The following is a 4,116-nucleotide window of genomic DNA, read 5'->3' as shown; positions in this document are numbered from 1 at the left end:
TGTGACTTTGCCCATAACTTTGCCGCAACGGTAAGGTTATGCTTCAATGTAGCTGTGGCAATCTTATGGGTTCACTTAACCTGTAAGTCCATAAGATTCCTCACATCGATTTTTAGCCCAAGTTTGCGTCGTAGTTCCTCCAATGCGGCACATACCTCATTTTCTCTAAAATACGCTGGTTTAGCTAGCCGCTTAGAAACTCGGCTGCGAGTAGGATCTTCCCCTTCGGCGTATATTTCCAAAGCGGTTTGCTCTACCAATAAGCAAATCTGTTCCACCCTGCTTCTATGTAGGGTCTTACGATAACTGGTGTATCGTGCTGAAATTGTTGTGCATAAATCCTTGAAATGCCTACGGAGATAGCGAGCATTGTAATTAAGGCGTTTAGCTACCTCTTCCATAGAAAGGGGTGGACATTCGTCGCTATCCTTAATTGTCTCTAGCATCCGTCTTAATTGTTCCAAGTTGCCACTTCTCTTTGGAGATGAGTCTGGTCTTGGCAATTGAATCTGAGAAATTATCCTTGCCTCCTCTAGTTTCTCGACAATAAAATTACCACTTAAAAAATCCAACACCGATATTCCCAAACTGTGACAAATCCGTACAAGTACGCTTAGTTGAGGCAAGATTTCCCCTGTCTGCCAAGTCCAAACAGTATTTCTAGGTTTACCGATTAAGCGAGCAAAAGCAGCTATATTTCCTTCGGTCATCCTATTTATACATACAGAAAAAGCTTCTCCGACTTTTTCTCTTGATGGCATCCAAGGAAGCCTTGGCTGCGCAGCAATCAACTCCCCAATGCTGCTTGCAATCCAAACTTGATACTGCAATCGCTTTTCCGCTAATTCACGAGAAACGCTGGATGACGTATCAAGTTTATATCCAAGCCATTGTCCGCATTTTGAGCAGTATCCAGGTCGGGAGCGCCATGCAAGAGGAGAAAGGGGTTGATTACAATAACTGCATTGAAGACGCAGAAGTTCATAATGCAAAGGGCAAACGTCAACTCCGTTTATTGCCCAAAGAAGAGGCTCATAGACAACCTGCCTAGCTTCTCGCATCTCTTCAAAACAAACAGGACAGTACGCCATGTTGTTACGTAACAAACCCTTGACTGGAAAAACTTCACTCCAAGTTAGCATCGTTAGAAAATGCAAATCGTTACGTAGTGTGAGTATTGATAGAGATATTATCCAATCTAACGCCATTACTCCAACTCCATTGAACGTACCCGTGTGACCGAATACACCAGTCCGACCCTGCTTCTTAGTTGAATCATTATTTTTAGGAACTTGCTTTATAAATAATGCAAGCTCTCTTTCCATCAATACGCCTGGTAATACGCAGTGCGCTTGAGCCAATCGAGCAATGTATCCTGTCAAACTTTCCGCGAAAAGTGTTCCAATCCCAATAGGTTCCAGTGAGTACAAACGACTACGTAATGGGGTAGATATCTTTTCTAAATTCCATGAACTATAAAGCGTTAGCTCATCGTTATTTAGCATCTTGTTGCACTCCAATTGGATCTCGTTTTGGCTTGCGCTTGCCTATCTTACCCTGACGACGAGGTGACACAGAAGGTTCTTCTCGTAGATGAATTGATTCTTCCCCTAGCCCTAAAGCAGTACGCAAATTTTGTACATCTGCGTCTGTTTCGGATAGTTGTCTCTCGCCCTCTTGAATTTCTTTAAGCATCCTTTGACACTGGGCAACCGACCAACTACGTCTTTGTAGATGTTTGAGAGTAACAGTAGCTGATCCTTCATCAAGAGCTTCTTTAAAAGCACGGGTGAGCCAATTTTTCAGTATTCCAATACAGCCAAGAGTGCGTTCGTAGCAGTATTCCCAATGAGTCACTAAATCCGGCATTTCTTCAAGTGGCATCTGATGCTGGAAGGTAAGCAGTACGCTTTTAAAAGCTTGAATGTCCTCTGGAATGTCAGGCAGATAGCGGCGGAAATGAATATCAACACTTCGTCTGGAAAGCTGACCGCTCAAGTTACGAAATGTGAGTAATTCATAAGTTCCTAACAGACAATGTAAGATACCAGTCATGTTTGCTAAGGACTTGAGACAGTCCATCTGGTCTTGCAGTTTTTGTCCGCTTGCCATCTTTCCCAAGTGCTGCGCTTCGTCTATGAAAAAGACATCTGGTTGGCGGTAACGTAGTGCATTTTCTAAAGCCCTTCGTAAAGCAGGTGCAACTACTTTAGATTCAATGGAAATTTGTCCAAAAATATCTCGATAAATTCCCCGCACCCCATAATCAAATTTTTGGTCGATCAGTGGTTCTTCTAAAGCAATTAATGCTCGTGTGTAGTAATCCTTCCAGTTGAAATTCCTAGATTCTGGTGCTACAGCTTCAATTCCAACTACAGGAACTCGACCGCGATCGCTTTCCAGAGTTAACAATATTTGCTGTATGAGCTTCTGTTCTACTCTCATTCGCAAGGTCGTTTTACCAATGCCGCTTGGGCCATATACAAAGATGAAAGAGGCTCCCGCTGGTTCGGCGATAGCACGTATGAGGGCTTCATACGCTTCCTTTAATCGCGGATGTGCCACAGTATAACTTTCAAAGTAGGCAAGTCTTTGTGTTGCAGTTTGCTTTAGAAGTTCGATAGGAAATCCAGTAGATGCTGTCATTTTCAAAACTCCTCATAAACTATAAGTGTTTCTAAAGTAGCCATCTTATTTAAAGGTTTTTGAGATTCAGAGTCACCAGAAAAGCCACTATCCTCAAAGGCAATTTCTGTCATTTTTGATTGCCGATTACCAGCAAGATTTGCTTTTCCACCCTCAATCAACCTAAAAACTTCCCTGACTTCTATATCGTGCGATCTCTGTTCTAGTAATACTTCTTGAGCTTCGACAGTTGCTAAAAACTCTGCCAGCTTCTTAGCTGAAATCTTGGATTGTCCTGCATGGTTCTGTTGATGTTTGCGTAACTCAATGCTTGCCAGCTTCAGTTCTTTTTCAGAACGCCCTTGAAATTCTGAGTAATACTGGGAAACGCATTCTACCCATTGACCTCGGACAAAAGCATAAGCAATTCCTGCATCAAATGGGTCGTATCTTATCTGTACCGAAGTATTTTCAATTTCAGGGTCACGAAAAGTATTAGACCAGTAATAGATATAATTGATTTTTACGCCCCGACTCGGTTGAACTTTTGCTTTTCCGTCTAAAGTTGTTGGCAAAGTAAGTATCTGAAAATTTTGGTCATAAGGAATCATTCGATGAGTTCGACTACCACTAACCGCCATTCCAGAGGCGAAGGCATCTCTGGGACTCTGAAAAAGTGCTGGATGTTCGTCCGTATCATAAACTTCGTAAGCCCAAGTGCAGAGATATTCGTACAATATCCCTAACGTCCAAATCGCCTGATTTTTGGGATTAATTGACTTTGTAACCTGGCGAACTTGGCGCATGATTTGGGTATTACCCAACAGGTTATGGATAAATTGGGTATTGGAAGTTCCGAAAAGACGTTCGCATACCGATCCAAACCGTGCTTTGGCTGGAGGTCGCTGCTTTTTCGTACATTCAAAGGTTGCTAAAAGCGTTTCAAAATAAACGCTGTGAAACTCAGATCCGTTGTCCACCACTATAGTTTGGGGAAGTCTTCCGTGACGTTTGACACAAATCCGCAGCGCCATCAAGCAAGAGCGATAGGAGGGCGAGTCAAAGGTCAGGTAAACTGCTAACAAGCGTCGTGAGAAAGCGTCTATTAAAAATGTTGCCCAGGGTCTTCCCAAAGGACGACCTGTGCGGGAACATACAAGTTCTACATCCAGTTGTGTATGGTCAATATGACCAATCTCAAAAGAACGATCGCCGTGCCTTGGTGTGGTTTTATTTAACTCCCAGTAGAAAGATTCTCGCTGATAAGCAGCTCGACGACCTTGACGTTTTTTCGTCTGTTCGTAGCCATCCCGTCGCTTTACTTCCTTTGTGAATGCTTTGTAGCTTGGAGCGATCGCACCACTTTGTTCGCAAGCATGAACTAGGGCTGCGTAGACCTCCCACATTCTTTTTTGTTTTAGAGTTTCATAATCTTCTGCAATAAATTTGTCCATAATTGCCAAGGTATCTTCGGGTAATTTCCGCTTGCGA

General features: G+C 42.9%; 3 protein-coding genes. All 3 read right to left on the bottom strand.

The genetic code is table 11. The features are described 5' to 3' along the window. Positions 1–71 precede the first annotated feature (71 nt). Positions 72–1,505, bottom strand: a complete 1,434-nt coding sequence (locus tag PY364_RS25010; protein WP_275570412.1) for a TniQ family protein — start codon at positions 1,503–1,505, stop codon at positions 72–74. Then, positions 1,495–2,646 (bottom strand): AAA family ATPase, encoded by a 1,152-nt coding sequence (locus tag PY364_RS25005; protein WP_275570411.1) that lies wholly within the window; start codon positions 2,644–2,646, stop codon positions 1,495–1,497. The genes PY364_RS25010 and PY364_RS25005 overlap by 11 nt, the downstream gene beginning before the upstream one ends. A 2-nt stretch (positions 2,647–2,648) precedes the next feature. Continuing rightward, the coding region (locus tag PY364_RS25000) for a transposase family protein (RefSeq protein ID WP_275570410.1) at positions 2,649–4,116 on the bottom strand (1,468 nt) is incomplete at its 5' end.

This window comes from Kamptonema sp. UHCC 0994, assembly GCF_029167235.1.
Taxonomy (GTDB): domain Bacteria; phylum Cyanobacteriota; class Cyanobacteriia; order Cyanobacteriales; family Microcoleaceae; genus Kamptonema.
The sequence above is the reverse complement of the archived record's forward strand: the minus strand, read 5'-3'. Positions and strand labels throughout refer to the sequence as shown.